The organism is Streptomyces sp. WG7 (assembly GCF_049975785.1).
In the GTDB taxonomy this organism is placed as follows: Bacteria; Actinomycetota; Actinomycetes; order Streptomycetales; family Streptomycetaceae; genus Streptomyces.
Window position 1 is genome coordinate 1 of the sequence record NZ_JBNGGE010000143.1, and the last position, 1,454, is coordinate 1,454.

Genomic DNA, 1,454 nt, shown 5'->3' on the forward strand with positions numbered 1-1,454 from the left:
GTGGTGCGGGGTGAGGTCGCGGGTGTTCTGGGGCATGGTTCGGTCGATGAGGTGCCTGCGGATCGTGCGTTCAAGGAGTTGGGCTTTGATTCGCTGACCGCGGTGGAGTTGCGGAACCGGTTGGGTTCGGTGGCGGGTGTGCGGCTGCCGGCGACGCTGGTGTTCGACTATCCGACGGCGGGGGCGCTGGCGGAGTTCTTGCTGGGTGAGGTTCTGGGTCTGGTGGAGCCGGCCGGTGCGGCGTTGGTGCCGGTGCGGGCCGGGGTGCTGGACGAGGAGCCGATCGCGATCGTGGGGATGAGCTGCCGGTATCCGGGCGGGGTGGAGACCCCGGAGGATCTGTGGCGGCTGGTGGCCGGTGGCGGTGATGCCATCTCGGTGTTCCCCCAGGGCCGTGGGTGGGATCTGGATGCGTTGTTCGATCCGGACCCGGACGGCCGGGGGACGAGTTACACGCAGTCGGGTGGCTTCCTGCACGACGCGGGTCGCTTCGATCCCGCGTTCTTCGGGATCTCGCCGCGTGAGGCGGTGGCGATGGATCCGCAGCAGCGGTTGCTGCTGGAGACGTCGTGGGAGGCGTTCGAGCGCGCGGGTATCGACCCGGCCGCGATGCGCGGCAGCCGCACCGGCGTCTTCGCCGGTGTGATGTACCACGACTACGCCACCCGGATCACCTCCGTGCCCGAGGGTGTCGAGGGATATCTCGGCACCGGTAACTCGGGGAGTATCGCGTCGGGTCGTGTGTCGTACGCGTTCGGGCTGGAGGGTCCGGCGGTGACGGTGGACACCGCGTGTTCGTCGTCGTTGGTGGCGCTGCACTGGGCGATCCAGGCGCTGCGCAACGGTGAGTGCACGATGGCGCTGGCCGGCGGTGTGACGGTGATGGCGTCGCCTGGCACGTTCACGGAGTTCAGCCGCCAGCGCGGTCTGGCGCCCGACGGACGTATCAAGTCCTTCGCCGCGGCGGCGGACGGCACGAGCTGGGCCGAGGGTGCGGGCATGCTCCTGGTGGAGCGGCTGTCCGACGCCCGCCGCAACGGCCATCCGGTCCTGGCGCTGGTGCGCGGCTCGGCGGTCAATCAGGACGGCGCGAGCAACGGCCTGACGGCCCCCAACGGGCCCTCCCAGCAGCGCGTGATGCGACAGGCTCTGGCCAATGCCCGGCTCACCGCGGCCGAGATCGACGCGGTCGAGGCGCACGGCACCGGCACCACGCTGGGCGACCCGATCGAGGCGCAGGCCCTCCTCGCCACCTACGGCCAGGAGCACGGCGATGAGCGGCCGCTGTGGCTGGGCTCGATCAAGTCGAACATCGGTCACACGCAGGCGGCCGCAGGCGTCGCGGGCATCATCAAGATGATCATGGCGATGCGCCACGGCGTCCTGCCCAGGACCCTGCACGTGGACGAGCCGACCCCGCACGTCGACTGGTCCGAGGGCGCGGTCTCCCTGCT

The 1,454-nt window shown here is 70.4% G+C and carries 1 protein-coding gene; it reads left to right on the forward strand.

What is annotated here, in order from left to right; translation table 11 throughout:
* On the forward strand, positions 1 to 1,454 hold a 1,454-nt coding region (locus ACP4J0_RS38410; protein WP_426604072.1), incomplete at both ends, for a type I polyketide synthase.